The sequence below is a fragment of the Streptomyces sp. NPDC046727 genome (assembly GCF_040645635.1).
Classification (GTDB): domain Bacteria; phylum Actinomycetota; class Actinomycetes; order Streptomycetales; family Streptomycetaceae; genus Streptomyces.
On record NZ_JBEYYR010000039.1, the window covers coordinates 26,092 to 42,093 of the forward strand.

Annotated in this window: 12 protein-coding genes; 8 read left to right on the forward strand and 4 right to left on the reverse strand. The window is 73.8% G+C overall.

Annotated elements, in window-relative coordinates; translation table 11 throughout:
• Positions 1-58 precede the first annotated feature (58 nt).
• The 6 genes from ABZ937_RS34695 to ABZ937_RS34720 all read left to right on the forward strand — a co-directional run bounded on the left by ABZ937_RS34695 (position 59) and on the right by ABZ937_RS34720 (position 7,685).
• The gene (locus ABZ937_RS34695; RefSeq protein WP_361697830.1) at positions 59-1,045 is read left to right on the forward strand and encodes a hypothetical protein; all 987 of its coding nucleotides are present in this window, start codon (positions 59-61) and stop codon (positions 1,043-1,045) included.
• A gap of 118 nt (positions 1,046-1,163) precedes the next feature.
• Complete coding sequence (locus ABZ937_RS34700) at positions 1,164-2,702, forward strand: amino acid permease (protein WP_361697832.1); 1,539 nt, start codon at positions 1,164-1,166, stop codon at positions 2,700-2,702.
• Between the two features lie 188 nt (positions 2,703-2,890).
• On the forward strand, positions 2,891-3,982 hold the full coding sequence (locus ABZ937_RS34705; protein ID WP_361697834.1) for a mechanosensitive ion channel family protein: 1,092 nt from the start codon (positions 2,891-2,893) through the stop codon (positions 3,980-3,982).
• Between the two features lie 38 nt (positions 3,983-4,020).
• On the forward strand, positions 4,021-4,452 hold the full coding sequence (locus ABZ937_RS34710; protein WP_361697836.1) for a DUF4186 domain-containing protein: 432 nt from the start codon (positions 4,021-4,023) through the stop codon (positions 4,450-4,452).
• Positions 4,453-4,489: 37 nt separating this feature from the next.
• Entirely contained in the window at positions 4,490-6,709 is a 2,220-nt protein-coding gene (locus ABZ937_RS34715; RefSeq protein WP_361697838.1) for an NADP-dependent isocitrate dehydrogenase, read from the forward strand.
• 184 nt (positions 6,710-6,893) lie between these two features.
• Positions 6,894-7,685, forward strand: a complete 792-nt coding sequence (locus ABZ937_RS34720; protein ID WP_361697840.1) for an N-formylglutamate amidohydrolase — start codon at positions 6,894-6,896, stop codon at positions 7,683-7,685.
• 13 nt (positions 7,686-7,698) lie between these two features.
• Here the strand turns inward: ABZ937_RS34720 and ABZ937_RS34725 are convergent, their stop codons facing one another.
• Genes ABZ937_RS34725 through ABZ937_RS34735 form a run of 3 tightly spaced genes read right to left on the reverse strand, consistent with a single transcriptional unit; the run spans position 7,699 to position 10,246 of the window.
• Positions 7,699-8,163 carry a hypothetical protein gene (locus ABZ937_RS34725; protein ID WP_361697955.1) on the reverse strand — a complete coding sequence of 155 codons (465 nt, stop codon included), beginning with the start codon at positions 8,161-8,163 and terminating at the stop codon, positions 7,699-7,701.
• Positions 8,164-8,183: 20 nt separating this feature from the next.
• Complete coding sequence (locus ABZ937_RS34730; protein ID WP_361697842.1) at positions 8,184-8,822, reverse strand: sigma-70 family RNA polymerase sigma factor; 639 nt, start codon at positions 8,820-8,822, stop codon at positions 8,184-8,186.
• Entirely contained in the window at positions 8,819-10,246 is a 1,428-nt protein-coding gene (locus tag ABZ937_RS34735) for a S8/S53 family peptidase (protein WP_361697844.1), read from the reverse strand. Before ABZ937_RS34735 ends, ABZ937_RS34730 begins: the two co-directional genes overlap by 4 nt.
• A 76-nt stretch (positions 10,247-10,322) precedes the next feature.
• On the opposite strand from ABZ937_RS34735, the gene ABZ937_RS34740 reads away from it, so the two are divergent.
• Complete coding sequence (locus tag ABZ937_RS34740; RefSeq protein WP_361697846.1) at positions 10,323-12,935, forward strand: CHAT domain-containing tetratricopeptide repeat protein; 2,613 nt, start codon at positions 10,323-10,325, stop codon at positions 12,933-12,935.
• A 19-nt stretch (positions 12,936-12,954) separates the two neighbouring features.
• Here ABZ937_RS34740 and ABZ937_RS34745 read toward each other — a convergent pair whose 3' ends face one another.
• Complete coding sequence (locus ABZ937_RS34745; protein ID WP_361697847.1) at positions 12,955-14,679, reverse strand: LuxR C-terminal-related transcriptional regulator; 1,725 nt, start codon at positions 14,677-14,679, stop codon at positions 12,955-12,957.
• Positions 14,680-14,773: 94 nt separating this feature from the next.
• Between ABZ937_RS34745 and ABZ937_RS34750 the strand changes: the two genes are divergently transcribed.
• Positions 14,774-15,859 carry a M12 family metallopeptidase gene (locus ABZ937_RS34750; protein ID WP_361697849.1) on the forward strand — a complete coding sequence of 362 codons (1,086 nt, stop codon included), beginning with the start codon at positions 14,774-14,776 and terminating at the stop codon, positions 15,857-15,859.
• Positions 15,860-16,002 lie beyond the last annotated feature (143 nt).

Sequence of the window (16,002 nt, forward strand, 5' to 3'; positions counted from 1 at the left end):
TGTTGCTACGTCACCCCGCCACCACGCCCGTGCGCCAGTGGCCGGGGGCAGGCGGCTGATGGCCAGAGACGGAGCCCGCCCCTCCTACGACCCCGCCGGCCCCGACCACGCGCTGCGCGCCGCGCTCCAGGACCTGCGCACCGGCCGCTGGATGGCCATGCGCACCCTGCTCGCGGAGACCGCGCAGGGGTGGCAGTGGACCCAGCGCACCCAGGTCCTGGCGGCGGCCGCGGCCGGCACCGACGTGGTGCGCGCCTGGCTCACCGAGGAGCCGGACAGCGTCCACGCGACGGTGATGCACGCCCGGGTCGGCGTGGAGCGGGCGCTGCGGGCCCGGCGGGAACAGCATCGACGTACGCATGAGTTGTGGATCGAGGCGTGGGACGCCGCCCAGTCGGCCACCGCGGCCGCGCCGCGGGACCCGGTGCCCTGGGTGTGTCTGCTGGCGCTGGCCCAGCTCGATCCGGAGCAGCGCTGGGAGGAGCACCGCGCTCCCGCGCCGGAGCCGATGCTGCCGCCGGGCCCCTGGGGGCTGCTGGCCGAGGCCGGCAGGCGCGACCCGTTCAACCGCGAGGCCCACCACCGGATGCTGCAGTTCCTGTACGCGCGCGGGGGTTCGGGCCGGCTCGCGGAGGCCTCCGGGTATGCGCAGTGGGCCGCGGGCCAGGCCCCGCCCGGCTCCGCGCTGCATCTGCTGCCGCTGTACGTCCGGGTCGAGCGCTACCGCCGGGACAGCGGGCACGACGCGGCACTCGACCTGCACTGGGTGGTGGAGGAGGCGGCCCGCGAGGCGCGGCGCGCACTGCACTCCTGGTTCGAGCTGACACGGCCCGCCGAGCGCTCGCTGCCGGACCTCAACCACCTGGCCCACGCCCTGTGGGGCTCCCTCCAGTTCCCGGACGCGGCCCGGGTGTTCGAGGCGATCGGCCCCTACTTCACGCCCCCGCCCTGGATGTACCGCACCCCGGACCGGGACCGCGCCGTGGAGGTCTTCGTCCAGGCCCGGGACCGCTGTCGGGCCGCGGCGGACGGTCGCCGCCCCTGACGTCCCGGACGCACCGCACCGGGAAACCGTCGAACGCTCCTCAGCACCACCCTGAACACTCCTCCGCACCACCCCTGAACGTGCCCGTTCGCATCTGTTGATCTCCGGAGGTCTCCGCGTGTCCCCCACCCCCGATCCCTCGCCCGCCCCCTCCCCCGGGCTGCCGCAGCAGGACGAGGAGCAGCGTCTGCGTGAACTCGGCTACCGGCCGGTGCTGGCCCGCCGCATGGGCGGCTTCGGCAACTTCGCGATCAGCTTCTCGGTGATCTCGATCCTGTCCGGCTGCATGACCCTGTACGGCTTCGGTCTGGGCACCGGCGGCCCCGCCGTGATGCTGTGGGGCTGGGCCGGCGTCGGCCTGTTCGTGCTGTGCGTCGGTCTCGCGCTCGCCGAGGTCACCAGCGCGTATCCGACCTCCGGCGCCCTGTACTACATGGCCGACCGGCTCGGCGGCCGGCGCTGGGGCTGGTACACCGGCTGGCTGAACCTGCTCGGTCTGCTCGGCGCGATCGCCGGCATCGACTACGGCGCCGCCCTGTTCGCGGGCGCGTTCGCCAACATCCAGTGGGGCTTCGAGCCCACGCCCGGCAAGACCATGCTGATCTTCTGCGTCATCCTGCTGCTGCACGCGGTGCTGAACCTGTTCGGCGTGCGCCTGGTCAGCGTGCTCAACTCGATCAGCGTCTGGTGGCACCTGGCGGGCGTCGCGCTGATCGTCGGCGCGCTGGCGATCTTCCCCGACCACCACCAGTCGCCGTCCTTCGTGTTCACGAAGTTCGTCAACGAGACCGGCTGGGACAACCCGCTGTACGTGGCGGCGATCGGCCTGCTGCTCGCGCAGTACACCTTCTCCGGCTACGACGCCTCCGCCCATCTGTCCGAGGAGACCTCGCACGCCTCGGTGGCCGCCTCCCGCGGCATCGTCCGCGCCATCTGGGTGTCCTGGCTCGCCGGCTTCGTGCTGCTGGCCGGACTCACCTTCGCCATCCAGGACTACGACGCGACGCGCACCACCGGCACCAACGTCCCGCCCGCCCAGATCCTGCTCGACGGCCTCGGCACCGACGGCGCCAGCGCGCTGCTCCTCGTCGTCATCATCGCCCAGCTGTTCTGCGGGAACGCCGAGGTGGCGGCGGCCAGCCGGATGGTGTTCGCGTTCAGCCGGGACGGGGCGCTGCCCGGCTCGCACCTGTGGCGCAAGGTGAGCAGCCGCACCCAGACCCCGGTCGCCGCCGTCTGGCTGTCCGTCGTCGTGGCGTGCGTCCTCGCCCTGCCGTCGCTGTACTCGGCGACCGCGTACAACGCGGTGACCGCCATCAACGTCATCGGCATCACCCCGGCCTACGCCATCCCGGTGTTCCTGCGGCTGCGCGCGGGCGACCGGTTCCGGCCGGGGCCGTGGCAGCTGGGCCGCTGGAGCAAGCCGATCGGCTGGATCGCGGTCGTGTGGGTGGCGTGCGTGACCGTCCTGTTCTGTCTGCCGCAGGCGTCGCCGGTCACGGTCGACACGATGAACTACGCCTCCGTCGCCCTCGCCGTGGTCCTCGTCCTCGCCAGCGTCTGGTGGTACGTCGCCCGCCGGTCGTACGGCACGCCCACCACCGCCGCGTACGGCAACGACCGTGACCAGGCCGAACTCGCGGAGGGCATCATCTGAGCCGACTGCCCGAAGAGCGCCGCTCCCGGTACGAACTGGTGCACCGGATACGGCAGGATGAACGAGCGCGCCGGTCACCGGAGTTCCGGGGCCGGCGCGGTCGCACATCCCGGACATCGAGCAGGTGACAACGTGACGAGACTTCACAACCCGTCCTCCGCAGTGGTCGCGCGCCCCGGAGGTGACCGGTGAACCGCACGCTGACCCTGGACGACCTCGTCCTCGCCGGTATCGCCCTGGCGGCGGGCCTGGTGCTCGCCTTCATGTCGCGCACGCTGCTGCGCTGGCTCGCCAAGCACGCCAAGCGGACCCGCTGGAGCGGCGACGACGTCATCGTGGACGCGCTGCGCTCGGTCGTCCCCTGGGCGGCGATCGCGGGCGGCGCGGCGGCGGCAGCGGCCGTGCTGCCGCTCACCAGAACCGTCCAGCACCATGTCAACCAGGTGCTCCAGGTCTGGCTGATCGTCGTGGTGACGTTCTCCGCGGCGCGGGTGATCGCCGGTCTGGTCCGTACGGTCACCCAGTCCCGCTCGGGGGTGGCGGGCTCGGCGACCATCTTCGTCAACATCACCCGCGTCCTGGTCCTGGCGATCGGCTTCCTGGTCGTCCTGCAGACGCTCGGCATCTCGATAGCGCCCCTGCTCACCGCCCTGGGCGTGGGCGGTCTGGCCGTCGCCCTGGCCCTTCAGGACACGCTCGCCAACCTCTTCGCGGGCGTCCACATCCTCGCCTCCAAGACCGTCCAGCCGGGCGACTACATCCGGCTGAGCAGCGGCGAGGAGGGCTATGTCGTGGACATCAACTGGCGCCAGACGACCGTGCGCCAGCTCTCCAACAACCTGGTGGTCATCCCCAACGGCCAGCTCGCCAAGGCCAACATGACCAACTACACGCGCCCCGAGCAGGAGCTGACCGTGCTGGTGCAGGTGGGCGTGAGCTACGACTCCGACCTGGAGCACGTCGAGCGGGTGACCGCGGAGGTGGTCACGGAGGTCATGACGGACGTCACGGGCGCCGTACCGGACCACGAGCCCGCCATCCGCTTCCACACCTTCGGCGACTCCCGGATCGGCTTCACGGTGATCCTCGGCGTGGGCGAGTTCAGCGACCAGTACCGGATCAAGCACGAGTTCATCAAGCGCCTGCACCGCCGCTACCGCGCGGAGGGCATCCGCATCCCGTCCCCCACCCGTACCGTCGCCCTCCAGCAGGGCTCGGCGCTGATCCCGCAGCAGCGCAGCGGGGAGGACGCCGTCTCCGGGTCGCAGGCCGCCGACTGACCCGGCGGGCACCGGGTGGCTCGTATGCTCGAATCAGCATGACGACCCCGGCCCGCGACCCCCGTTCACTCGACCGGCGGCTCGACGCGCTCGCGCGTCAGCCGTTCCGGGCGAAGTTCCGTCTGCGCGGGCGGGACCGGGCCACCGCCGAGCTGAAGGGGCCGGCGACCCTCCGGTGGCACGCCTACGACCTGATCGCGAAGCGGCTGGCACCGGCCGAGCCGTACAAGGACGGCAAGCAGACGCCGTACCGCGGTCACCCGGTGTTCGTCGCCCAGCACGCGACCGCCACCTGCTGCCGGGGCTGCCTGGAGCGCTGGCACGGTATCCCCAAGGGGCGGGAGCTGACCCGTGTCGAACACGTGTACGTGGTGGATGTGATCTGCCGCTGGATCGCGCGCGAGATGGCGGACGGCACATTTTCCGGCCAGGACCCCTGTCGAGCCGACCCCGATCACGAGATATCTTGATGTCGAGCAATGTTGCAGACGTGGAGCGGAGCACCCGGTGACTGACTCGACCATCATCTACACCTACACAGACGAGGCCCCGGCCCTGGCGACGCATTCGTTCCTGCCGGTGATCCAGGCATACGCCTCGCAGGCCGGTGTGCCCGTGACGACCCGGGACATCTCGCTGGCCGGGCGCATCATCGCCGTCTTCCCGGAGTACCTGAACGAGGACCAGCGCATCCCCGACGCGCTGACCGAGCTGGGCGAGCTGGCCAAGACCCCCGCGGCCAACATCATCAAGCTGCCGAACATCTCGGCGTCCATCCCGCAGCTGAAGGCCGCCGTCGCCGAGCTGCAGGGCAAGGGCTACGCGCTGCCGGACTACCCGGACGACCCGAAGACCGACGAGGAGCGGGAGATCCGCGCCCGTTACGACAAGGTCAAGGGCTCCGCCGTCAACCCGGTGCTGCGCGAGGGCAACTCCGACCGCCGTGCCCCGGCCTCGGTGAAGAACTACGCCAAGACCCACCCGCACCGCATGGGCGCCTGGACCTCCGAGTCCAAGACCAACGTGGCGACCATGGGCGTGGACGACTTCCGCTCCACCGAGAAGTCCGTGGTGATCTCCGAGGCCGGTTCGCTGCGCATCGAGCTGAAGGGCGACGACGGCTCGACCACCGTCCTGCGCGAGGCCGTACCGGTCCTGGAGGGCGAGGTCGTCGACGCCTCCGTGATGCGCGTCGCCGCGCTGCGCGAGTTCCTGACCGCTCAGGTCGCCCGCGCCAAGGAAGAGGGTGTCCTGTTCTCCGTGCACCTGAAGGCCACGATGATGAAGGTCTCCGACCCGATCATCTTCGGTCACGTGGTGCGCGTCTTCTTCCCGAAGACCTTCGCGAAGTACGGCGAGACGTTCGCCGCGGCCGGTCTGACCCCGAACGACGGTCTGGGCGGCATCCTCAAGGGCATCGAGTCCCTGCCCGAGGGCGCCGAGATCAAGGCTTCCTTCGACGCCGAGCTGACCGAGGGCCCGGCCCTCGCCATGGTCGACTCCGACAAGGGCATCACCAACCTGCACGTCCCCTCCGACGTGATCGTGGACGCCTCGATGCCGGCCATGATCCGCACCTCGGGCCACATGTGGGGCCCGGACGGCCAGGAGGCCGACACCCTCGCGGTCCTGCCGGACTCCTCCTACGCCGGCGTCTACCAGGCCGTGATCGAGGACTGCCGCGCGAACGGCGCCTACGACCCGTCGACCATGGGCTCCGTCCCGAACGTCGGCCTCATGGCGCAGAAGGCCGAGGAATACGGCAGCCACGACAAGACCTTCGAGATCCCCACCACGGGCACCGTCCGCCTGGTCGACCAGGCCGGCGACGTCGTCCTGGAGCAGGCGGTCTCCGCCGGCGACATCTTCCGCGCCTGCCAGACCAAGGACGCCCCGATCCGCGACTGGGTCAAGCTGGCCGTCACCCGCGCCCGCGCCACCGGCGACCCGGCGGTGTTCTGGCTGGACGAGAACCGCGCCCACGACGCGCAGCTGATCGCCAAGGTCGAGCAGTACCTGCCGGAGCACGACACCGAAGGCCTGGACATCCGCGTCCTGTCCCCGGTCGAGGCCACCAAGCTGTCGGTGGAGCGCATCCGCCGCGGCGAGAACACCATCTCGGTGACCGGCAACGTGCTGCGTGACTACCTGACCGACCTCTTCCCCATCCTGGAGCTGGGCACCAGCGCCAAGATGCTGTCGGTCGTCCCGCTGATGGCGGGCGGCGGCCTGTTCGAGACGGGCGCCGGCGGCTCCGCGCCGAAGCACGTCCAGCAGCTGGTCAAGGAGAACTACCTGCGCTGGGACTCCCTCGGTGAGTTCTTCGCCCTGGTGCCGTCCTTCGAGCAGTACGCGCAGACCACCGGCAACACCCGCGCCAAGGTCCTCGCCGACACCCTGGACCGCGCCACGGCGACCTTCCTCAACGAGGACAAGTCCCCGACCCGTCGCGTCGGCGGCATCGACAACCGCGGCAGCCACTTCTACCTGTCCCTGTACTGGGCGCAGGAGCTGGCCCAGCAGACCGACGACGCCGACCTGGCGAAGGCGTTCGCGCCGCTCGCCGAGACGCTCGCCGCGAACGAGCAGACGATCGTGGACGAGCTGATCGCCGTCCAGGGCAAGCCGGCCGACATCGGCGGCTACTACCAGGTCGACAAGGCCAAGGCGGACGCCGTCATGCGCCCGTCGGCCACCTGGAACGAGGCCCTGGCGTCCCTCAGCTGACGCCGCTGGCCTGACGGCCCCTGAAGTCTCCGCCCCGGTCGGCACTGCCCGGCCGGGGCGGAGTCGTCGGCCGGCGGGCCGCCGCGCCTTGGTGCGCTCGCACAGGCCGCGCAGGATGGCCCGGCCGTCGATGTGACACCTTGATCGTGCACCGTGCCACTGACAACGCCCCCTGGAGCAGCCCGTGACCCGGACCGTCCCGTCGTTCGAACTCCTCCCCGGCGCCGCCGAGTCGCCCGTGCTGCTGCACGTACCGCACTCGGCGCGGGCCGTCCCGGACGACGTGCGCGACGGCATCGTGCTGGACGACGCCGAGCTGGAGCGGGAGCTGGACCACATCACGGACGCGCACACCGCCGAGATCGCCGAGCGGGCCGCCGCGCTCGCGGGGCTGCGGCCCTGGCGGTTCGTGAACCGGCTGTCGCGGCTGGTCGTGGACCCGGAGCGGTTCCCGGACGAGCGGGAGGAGATGACGGCCGTCGGCATGGGCGCCGTGTACACGCGGACCACGCACCGCGGCGAGCTGCGGCCCGCGGACACCGACCCGGAGCCGCTGCTCGCCCGCTACTTCCGGCCGTACGCCGCGGCCATCACGGAGGCGGTGGCCGGGCGGCTGGCCGCGACCGGGCGCGCGGTCATCATCGACGTGCACTCCTACCCGACCGCACCGCTCCCCTACGAGCTGCACGGAACCGGGCCGCGCCCGCCGGTCTGCCTGGGCACGGACCCGTTCCACACCCCGCCGGAGCTGACCGAGGCCGCCCGCAAGGCGTTCGCCGGGTGCGGGGAGACGGGTCTGGACAGCCCGTTCGCCGGGACGTACGTGCCGCTGGAGTTCTACGGCACGGACGCCCGGGTCCGCGCCCTGATGGTGGAGATCCGGCGGGACACCTACATGACCGAACCGGGCGGCCCCGCCGGCCCGGGCCTGGAACGGCTCGCCACCGCCCTGGCCGCGCTCGTCGACACCGCGTAGCCCCCGCCCCGGTTCAGGCCCGTAGCCACTCGGTGACGATCAGGTCCGCGTCGGTTCGCAGGCGCAGGGCGAACGGGCCCGTGGGGGGTGTGTCGCTGGTGAAGCGGCCGAGGGTGTCGGCGGTGACCGGGCGGGCGGCGCCCGGGCCGCCGAGCACCTCGATCCGTGCCGACTGCGGCGGCAGCACCTGCCCGATCAGCCCGTCCGCGGTGACCTCCACGTCGACGGTCACCTCACCCGCGCGGAACGTCAGCATGCGCGGCGGATCCATGATCCCCCGCACCGGCAGCGCGTCCATGAGCGAGTCGAAGGTCAGCTCGGCGAGCCGGGCGTCCAGGTCGTGCAACGCGAAGGCGTCCAGGGCCGTCTGCAGCAGCTCGGCCGGCACCGGGTCCAGGACGGCCGCGGCCTGCCGCAGCTCCTCCTCCAGCAGCGCGTCCGCGAACTCGTCCTCGTCCGGGCCGCCCTCCCGCCCGATCCGGTTCTCGTCGTCGCCGTTCACATCGCACCCCGTGCGTCCATCCGGGCCCGCAGCCGGCGCAGACAGCGCTGGCGCAGCGGGCCGATGCTGCCGACCGCGATACCGAGCGCGGCCGAGATCTCCCCGTAGCTGGGCGGCGGCGAGGCCATCAGCACGCGCAGCAACTGCCGGCAGCGCTCGCCCAGTCCGTCCAGCTCCTGCCAGAGGCGGCGGACCCGCTCGGCCCGGTCCGCCTCCTCTTCCGAATCGATCAGCGACTCCTCCGGCGTCCGCTCCGCGCTGGCCCGGTCCAGCACGCGCGGATCGTCGGTCAGGGTCAGCCGCGCCAGGCCCCTGAGCACCTTCAGACACTCGTGCCGGGCCGTACTGGCGAGCCAGGCACCCGTCTTGTCGGGTTCCCGGATGCGGCCCAGATGCTGGGCGAAGCGGAACCACACGGTCTGGAAGACCTCGTGTCCGTCGGCGTCCGACAGCCGGTGTGCGCGCACGACCGACCACACCAGCGGACTCATCCCTTCCACCAGCGCCTTCCAGGCCGCCGCGTCCCCGTCGACGGCGGACTGGACCAACGCGCCGACCTCTGTTCGGTCCACGGCTCCACCCCTCGTGTACGGCTCGTCATCGTACGCCGTGGAGCGGAGCGTTCCGGACCTCATGCGGGCAGCGCCGGGATCACGGCCGGGACAGGGCGCCAGGTGGCCGGGCGGAGTGCCGGGACGTGCGCCCCGCGCACCTCGGCCCGGTCCGTGGTGGCCGCGAGCAGCGCCTTGCCGGCCGCGCGCGGATCGCGCTCCCGGTACTGCGTCATCCGGGCGGCGACGAGTGCCGCGACCACCGGCGTGGCGAACGAGGTGCCGCTCCACTGCGCGAGGCCGTCGAACATCACCTGGTCCGGCTTGGCGCCGGTGCTCTCCCGGCCCTCGCTCAGCACACCGGTGTGGCGCGGGTACTGGCAGGTGCAGGCGTAGTCGGCGGCACCGAACCGGCAGGTGTCGTAGGTGGAGTGCTGGTAGACGTACGGCACGGGGGTGGTGAAGCCGGTGAGGGAGCTGGTGAGGCGCTCGCCGGGGGCGTGGACGCGCACCCAGGGGCCGTGGTTGGTGAAGCAGGCACCGGACTCGCCGTCCGAGCGGAGCGCGCCGACCGACAGCACGCTGTCGGCGTACTCCGGCAGCGCGGCGTAGGCGGCGGGCCAGAACGGGGTGTCGCTGCCGTTGTTGCCGGCGGCGGCCACCAGCAGGGTGCGCTGCTCGCGCAGTTCCCGCATGAACGCGTCCAGTCCGATCAGGCCGTCGGTGTCCGCGCTCGGGGTACCGGCCGAGAGGCTGATGATGTCCGGCCAGCCGTCCCGGTCGACCGCTTCGAAGAGCAGGCCGCCGAACTCGGACTCCAGGACGGCTCCGGCGTCGCCCAGCGCGCCCCGGACGGTGATGTCGGTGTTGGGCGCGACGGCCGCGAGGAGCCCGGCGATGAACGTGCCGTGCCCGACGTACTGGCGGAGCACGCCGTCGCCGTCGGTCTCGGCCTGCTGGGCGTCGCCCGTGGTGTGGGCGAGCAGCGGGTAGGAGCGGTGGTCGTGCACCAGGCCGGTGTCGACCACGAGCACGCCGACCGCGGTGCCCGGGTCGTAACTCGCCTCGGCCGCGGCGGGGTTGGCGGGCTCGGTGCGCGGCACGGGCACCGGCTCGTCACCGGGGCAGGCGTTGACCGAGATGTGCACCACATGGTTGCGGCCGGCCAGCCGGCGGCCCTGTCGGTCCTCGGCCTCCCGCACGGCGCGCAGGGCGTGCGGCACGGTGTCCTCGCCCTCCGTCGGATCCCCGACCCGGATGCGGGTGACGCCGGTACGGCCGGCCTGCGGGCCCACGCGGCGCACATGGTCGGGGACGAGGCCCGCGGTCGCGGTGAAGTGGGTGCGGACGGCGTCCTCGACGAAACCGGCCTCCTCGCCGTCCCGGACCAGGACGACACCCTTCTCGTAGAGGAGCCCGGCGGAGTCGTCCGGCCCCATGGTCAGGGGGACGTCCGGCAGGGAGCGCTGGATGTGGTGGAACTGCTCGTGGAATCGCTGTGGTGCCATGTGGTGTTCTCCCCCTCAAGGCGGCGTACGACAGTGAGAGTCCTGGGGCCGCCGTCTGATACAGCAGGCCACTACCATGCGAGACGTGACGGCGGGAAGCGAGTCGATTCTCGAACTGCTGCCCTTGGTGTTCGCCGACCCGGGCGAGGCCCGGGCACGCGCGGAACACCTCCTGCGCACCGGTCCGGCGCCGCTGCCCGCCAGCGTCGCCCACCAGGTGCTCGGCATCTGGCAGCGGGACTTCGGCGATCTGCGGATCGCGCTCCGGCATCTGCGGCGGGCCCGCGACCTGGCCGCGCGCGCCGAGTCGGCCGACCGGGAGGCCGATGTGCTCGCGACGCTGGGGGTCGCACTGGTGCACGCGGGGCGCACGCGGCAGGGGCTCGCGGCGTTCGAGCGCGGGGTGTCCCGGGGCAGCGGTCACACCCGGGCCCGGGTGCTGTACCGGCGGGCCTATGTGTGGTGGGTGCTGGGGCGTCACCGGGAGGCCCTGGAGGACGTACGACGGGCCCTTCCCGTGCTCCGGCAGGTCGCCGACGACATCTGGACCGCGCGGGCGCTGACCCTGCGGGCCACCGTGCATCTGGCGCTCGGCGCGGTGGAGCGGGCCGTCGCGGACTTCACGGCGGCGGAGCGGCTGTGGGACACCACGGGCCAGGAGCACGACAAGGCGGACGCGGTGGAGAGCCGGGGTCTCGCCGCGTTCCGGTCCGGTGACATCCCGGCGGCGCTCAGGCTGCTGGACGAGGCCGAGGAGCGCTACGCCAAGCTGGGCACTCCCACCTACAACCTGTCGATCCGGCGCTGCGAGGTGCTGATGGCGGCGGGGCTCGCCCCGGAGGCGCTGGCCGAGGCGGACGCGGCGATCGGGGTGCTGGACCGGATCGGCGGGCAGTCCACCCGCAAGGCCGAGCTGCTGCTCGCCGCCTCCTGGGCCGCCCGCTCGGCGGGGGACGCGCACACCGCCATAGCCCGCGCCGCCGTCGCCGTACGGCTGTTCGCGGCGCAGCGCCGGACCTGGTGGGAGACGCACGCCCGGCTGGTGCTCATCGAGGCGCGGGTGGCGGCCGGGCGCCGGTCGGGGCGGATGGTCGCGGACGCGGCGGCGGTCGCCGAGCGGCTGGCCTCCTTCGGCTCGCCCGCAGCGGCGGAGGCCGCGCTGCTGGCGGGCCGGATCGCGCTGGAGCTGGGCTGGACGGCGGACGCGGAACGGCATCTGGCGGTGGCCGCCCGCAGCCGGCACGGCGGGCCGCCGCCGGCCCGGATGACCGGCTGGGCGGCGCAGGCGCTGCGGGCGCGGGCGGCCGGCTCCCGGCGGGGCGTGCTGGAGGCGTGCCGGCGCGGCCTGGCCGTGCTGGACGACCACCGGATGACGCTGGGTGCCTCGGAGCTGCGTGCCCACGCGACCGCGCAGGGAGCCGAACTGGCCGCGCTGGCCCAAGAGGTGAGCCTGGACCAGGGCAGCCCGCGGCGGCTGCTGGTGTGGAGCGAGCGGTGGCGGGCGACCATGCTGTCCGCGCCGCCGACCCGGCCGCCCGACGATCCGGCGCTGCTGAGCGGGCTGACCGCCTACCGGGAGATCGCCGCCCGTGCGGAGGCCGCCCGGATGGACGGCCGCCCGGTGCCGGCGCTGGAGCGTGAACAGCGGCGCCTGGAGCGGGAGATCCGCTCGCGCACCCGGCACACGGGCGGGGCCGCCGCCGGCGCGGGCGACCGCTTCGACGTGGCCCGGCTGCTGGACCGGCTCGGTGACGCGCGGCTGGTGGAGCTGGCGGTGGTGGACGGCCGCGTGCACGTCCTGCTGTGCGGGCAGGGGACGGTACGGCGGTTCGCCGGCGGGTCGTTGGCGGAGGCGGTGGCCGAGGCCGAGCATGTGCAGGCCGGGCTGCGGCGGCTCGCGCACCCGGGGGCCGAGGCGCGGCTGCCGCTGGTGGAGGCGGCCGGCCGGCGGCTGCAGGAGCTGCTGCTGGGCGGGGCGGTGGCGCGGCTCGGCTCGGGCCCGGTGGTGATCGTGCCGCCGGGGGCGCTGCACCGGGTGCCGTGGGCGCTGCTGCCCGCGCTGCGGGAGCGGGTGCTCAGCGTGTCGCCGTCGGCGGGCAGCTGGCTGCGCGCCCGGGAGACGGCGCCGCCGCCGGACGGCCGGCCCGTGCTGGTGCGCGGCCCCGGCCTGGCCACGGGCGGCGCGGAGGTGCCCGAACTGGCGGACCGGTACGGCACGGCGACGGTCCTGGAGGGCGACGACGCCCAGGTCCCGCGGGTGCTGGCGGAACTCGACGGCGCGGGCCTCGCGCACCTCGCGGCGCACGGCACGTTCCGCGCCGACAGCCCCCTGTTCTCCGCGCTCCGGATGGCCGACGGCCCGCTGATCGTGCACGACTTCGAGCGGCTCGCCCGCAGCCCGTACCGGATCATCCTGTCCAGCTGCGACACCGCCCGCCTCGCCTCGGTCGGCGCCGACGAACTCCTCGGTCTGGTCACCGCGTTGCTGCCGCTGGGCACGGCCGGTGTGGTGGCGAGCAGCGCGCCGGTCAACGACGAGGCGGTGGTCCCGCTGATGCTCGCCCTGCACAAGGGCCTCGACGCGGGCCTCTCCCTGGCCGAGGCCCTCCGCGACGCCCGCGCCTCCCTGCCGGGCGACGCGCTCCACCAGGCGACGGGCTGGGCCTTCGCGGCGTTCGGAGCGGCATGAGGCAGGCGCCCGGCGCCCCCTAGGCCGTCTCCCGCTCGGGCCCGTCCACCAGCCAGGGCAGCTCCCCCCGGTCCCCGGTGCCGAGCCGCGTGTACGCGCTGTACAGGTGGTTGCCGACCGTCCGCACGGACAGTGTCAGCTTCTCGGCGATCTCCCTGTTGCTCAGCCCGGCCGCCGCGAGCGCGACGATCTGCCGCTGCCGGGCGGTGAGTTCACCGAGGACGAGCCCGGTCAGGGCGGGCGTACGGGCGCCTTGGCAGCGGCGGGCCAGGGCGACCGCCCGGGTACGGGACAGCCGCGCGGCACGCGGATCCCGGTGGGCCCGCACGGCCTGCGCGTGCGCCTCCGCCGCGTACAGCACGAAGCCCCGCTCGGCCAGGTCCTCCGCGGCCCCGTCCAGCGCGGCCCCGTCGCCACGGGCCAGCGCGTCCGCGTGCCGCGCGAACACACTCCCGGCCGGCAGCCGCCCCACCGCCCGCTCGGGCTCGCCGAGGCGTACGGCGCCGTAGAGCGCGTGGACGCCGTCCGGCTCGGCCGCCTCGCCCAGCGTGCCCTCGGCAAGCCCCAGTTCCGTTCGGCACCCGGGGTCCGACGGGGTCTCCCGCAGGCCCTCCCGGGCCCACGCCGCCGCCTCCCGCAGCTCGCCCCGCAGTCGCGCGAACCGGGCGCGGACCTCGGCGTACCCGGCCGGGAGCGGGGCACCCTCCGCCACCAGCCACTCCCCCACCGGCGTCGGCACCGGCCGTACGTCGAGCTGCTCCATCCGCCGTACCAGGGCGCGCTGTTCGGCGGCGAGCGCGGGGCCGTGCGCGTCGGCCGGACGGGCCAGCCGGCGGGCCCGCAGCCGGCCGGTGGTGGCGCGCAGCGCGGCGCCGTGCAGGGGATGGGCGAGGGTGACGGCACCCTGGTCGTCGACGTGGATCAGGCCGTCCGCCTCCAGGCGTTCGAGGACGTCCAGTGCCAGGTCGTCGATCGGCAGCGGCAGGGGCTCGGCGAAGGCGAGGCGTTCGAGGGTGTCGCGTTCGCCGGGGCCGGGCCGCTCCAGGGCGGGGGCGAGCCGTTCACGGACGGCCGGGGTGAGGGGCAGCGGGCCGCGCCAGGCCCGCTCGCCGGTGCCGGGGACGGGGGTCAGCCGCCCGGAGCCGGCGAGCGCGGTCACCAGGTCGCGCAGCAGCCGCAGATCGCCCCGGCACGCGTCGTGCAGGCGGCGCACGGTGAGCGGTTCCAGCCCGGCGCCGGCCAGCAGCTGGGCGGTGTCCTCGCGGGACAGCGGGTCGAGGGCCAGCCGGGGCAGCAGCTCCCCGGTCCACAGCCGGGACACCGCGCCGGGCGCGGTCGCGCCGTCCGCGGCGGCCACCACCAGGCGGGTGCGCCCGTGCACGGCCAGCTGGTGCACCAGGGCGGCGGAGGTCTCGTCCAGCCACTGGGCGTCGTCCACGACGAGCAGCCGTACGCCGGACAGCATCCGGACCGCCTGGTGCAGCGAGGCGGTGTCGGGGAGCAGGTGCGCGAACGCCGCGAGCGGCAGGTTCCGGGCCTCGGGCGTGCCGGTCACCCGGACGTGGTCCGTGCCCCGGACCGCCTCCGTGATCAGCCGGGTCTTGCCGTGCCCCGCCGGGCCGGTCACGACGATGCCGGGCCGGCCCGCGGTCAGCGCACCGCGCACCAGCTCCAGTTCGTCCGCCCGCCCGGTGAACGGCCAGGGCAGCTCCAGTGTCTTCGCGTCCGGTTCGTAAGTCCTCACATCATCCTGAGCGCGCGTACTCAGGTTTGATACAGGGCGACTTGAGTAGCCCCCGACTCAGGCGCCCGACGGCGGCGGGGGGCACGCTGGCCGCATGACCCGACGCCTCTGCTCGCTACCGCGGCAGCCGGCCCCGCCCTTCGGCCCGGGGCTGACCGCCGAGCGGCTGGGCGCGCTGCTCGCCGGGCGGCGGATGTGGGTCAACGGCACGGTCCTGCACTACTGCTTCCTGGACGCCCGCACCGACTCCTCGGTCATCCCGGTGCCCGGCACCGGGGAGCTGCGCCGGGTGCCGTGGGCCGGCGGCGAGGAGCAGCGGGACGTGGTCCGCGGGTGCTTCCGTGAGTGGCAGGACCTCGGCATCGGCGTCACCTTCGCCGAGGTCGGCGACCGGCACGAGGCGGAGCTGCGGATCGGGTTCCAGTCCGGTGCCGGGTCCTGGTCGGCGATCGGCCGGGACGCGCTGTGGGTCGGCCGGGGCGAGCGCACCATGAACCTCGGCTGGGACATGACCGCTCCCGCGGAACGCGGGACGGTCCTGCACCAGATCGGGCACGCGCTCGGCAGGGTGCACGAGCACCAGAGCCCGTTCGCCGGGCTGCACTGGGACGACGAGGCGGTGTACGCCGAGCTGGCGGGCCCGCCGAACTTCTGGAACCGGGAGACGACGTACACGAACGTGCTGCGGCAGCTGGACGCCTGCGAGGCGGGCGGCTCGGTGTGGGATCCGCAGTCGGTCATGGCGTTGCCGTTCGGGCCGGGTCTTGTGCTGGAGCCGGAGCAGTACCGCGGGGGGCTGCGTCCGCCCGGCACCCCGTCCCCGGCCGACAAGGAGTTCGCGCTCCGCTGGTACCCGCCGGCCGGCCCGTCAGCGCCGGCCTCGCTGGTGCCGTTCCGGTCCGCGCCGCTCGGTCTCGGGCCGGGCGAGCAGGCCGACTTCACCGTCGACCCGCCGGAGACCCGCGAGTACACCGTGGGCACCTTCGGCGACGCCGACACCGTGCTGGTCGTCTTCGAGGAGCGCGACGGGGAACCGCGCTTCCTCGCGGGACACGACGACGGCGGCACGCCGGACAACGCCGCCGTCCGGGTCCGGCTCGTCAAGGGCCGGCGCTACGACGTCCGGGTCCGGCTGTACTCCACATGGGGGTCGGGGGAGACAGCGGTCATGTGCTGGTGACGGCACACGGACACGACGGAGCCACAGTCCGGCACCGGGGGAGCGGGCGTGGACGTCACCTACGGGGGAGGTGACGTCCACGCCCACGCCGTTGTTCCCGTCTGCGCACCGGGTCCGGGCGGGGATGCCGGGAGAAGTCAGAC

Excerpts from the sequence above, each read along its gene's own strand:
- ABZ937_RS34695 (WP_361697830.1), top strand. The coding sequence starts at position 59 with ATGGCCAGAGACGGAGCCCGCCCCTCCTACGACCCCGCCGGCCCCGAC.
- ABZ937_RS34710 (WP_361697836.1), top strand. The coding sequence starts at position 4,021 with ATGACGACCCCGGCCCGCGACCCCCGTTCACTCGACCGGCGGCTCGAC.
- ABZ937_RS34730 (WP_361697842.1), bottom strand. The coding sequence starts at position 8,822 with ATGAGGTCCGGAACGCTCCGCTCCACGGCGTACGATGACGAGCCGTAC.
- ABZ937_RS34735 (WP_361697844.1), bottom strand. The coding sequence starts at position 10,246 with ATGGCACCACAGCGATTCCACGAGCAGTTCCACCACATCCAGCGCTCC.
- ABZ937_RS34740 (WP_361697846.1), top strand. The coding sequence starts at position 10,323 with ATGCGAGACGTGACGGCGGGAAGCGAGTCGATTCTCGAACTGCTGCCC.
- ABZ937_RS34750 (WP_361697849.1), top strand. The coding sequence starts at position 14,774 with ATGACCCGACGCCTCTGCTCGCTACCGCGGCAGCCGGCCCCGCCCTTC.